The following is a 1314-nucleotide window of genomic DNA, read 5'->3' on the forward strand; positions in this document are numbered from 1 at the left end:
ATCAGGTGCAGCGCCCCGCCGCCGCAGAGGGTCGTGAAGATCTCCTGGAACGAGACGTCGAACGAGAGCATCGCCTGAGGATGTTCTTTCCCACAAGCTTGTAAGAAGCAATCCCTCACCAGTTTATCTTGCATCCGTGAAGACATTGACCAGCCTACAATCTTACGTGAAAAAACGTCGATATTCACGGCTAAGTATAAGGTGCCTTCTTTGGTAGGGATATAGGTCATGTCTCCCAGCCATACTTTATTAGGAGCTGTTGCTTTAAAGATCTGATTAATTAAATTGGGGCTTGAAAGCGAAGCTCCTTTTCTGTTGTAATGTTTATATTTATAACGGCTTCCCTTGGCATAAAGTCCCATCAAGTGCATCAGTTTCCCAACACGTTTCGTGTTGGTCATAATACCAGTATTATGAAGTACCTTGGTAATTCTAACCGCACCATAGCGTCCCTTATGCTCATGAAAGACAGCTTTTATCTTCTCTGAGAGAATTTCTCTCTCCACTTGTTGTTTTGAAGGACGACGATGCATGTATTCATAGAAACCTGAACGAGAAACCTTAAGAACTTTTACTGCATGCTTAATTTTTATCTTCCCATGATGTTTCAAGAGAAATTCAAAACGTTTTACTTGCTTCGCTTCAAGAAGACCCGGAACTTTTTTAGAAGTTCAAGTTCCTCCTGAAGATAACGATTTTCTTTCTCTAACAATTTAATCTTATGTTGGGCATCAGCTAGGGCTGTCCCATTGCCTGGAAAAGCACTTTCTCCATATTCTTCAACTTCTTGAACCCAGCGATAAAGACTATTGGCATGAACCTCAAGCTCTTGGCTGACTTCTTTAACAGAGAAACCCTCTTCAAGAATGAGTTTTACTGCAGAAGTTTTAAATTGTTTATCGAATTTTCTTCTTGCCATAATAAACCTTTCCACGATTTCTCTTAACTTTGTGTCTAGTTTATTATAACCTTTCCATATCAGACATTCCTGAACGTGCCTATGAGTATGTGGTAAACGGAAAGCCTGCAATTGAGTGGATTATTGACCAATACCAAGTGAAAAAAGATAAAAAATCTGGCATTGTTGATGACCCTAACGAGTTTTCAAACAATCCAAAATATATTTTCAATCTCTTATTATCCATTATCAATGTATCTATGCAAACAATTGATTTAATAGAAAGTTTGCCATCTTTAGAGATAATTGAATAAAAATAGGGTACCAGTGAATTGGACGAAGAACAAAAGAGCACAGAAGGATACAGCTGCTCGCTGGACAATTAAAGGTAATGAGAGACACTATGGCTACAAAAA

At 38.9% G+C, this 1314-nt stretch carries 1 protein-coding gene and 1 pseudogene; one reads left to right on the forward strand and one right to left on the reverse strand.

Annotated elements, in window-relative coordinates; translation table 11 throughout:
- Positions 1 to 74: 74 nt before the first annotated feature.
- Positions 75 to 919: pseudogene (locus tag ABZW17_RS46695) on the reverse strand (IS3 family transposase); the annotation flags it as partial.
- Positions 920 to 948: 29 nt separating this feature from the next.
- On the opposite strand from ABZW17_RS46695, the gene ABZW17_RS46700 reads away from it, so the two are divergent.
- Entirely contained in the window at positions 949 to 1212 is a 264-nt protein-coding gene (locus ABZW17_RS46700) for a type ISP restriction/modification enzyme (RefSeq protein ID WP_354829479.1), read from the forward strand.
- Positions 1213 to 1314 lie beyond the last annotated feature (102 nt).

This window comes from Amycolatopsis sp. NPDC004625, assembly GCF_040609695.1.
Lineage (GTDB): Bacteria > Actinomycetota > Actinomycetes > Mycobacteriales > Pseudonocardiaceae > Amycolatopsis.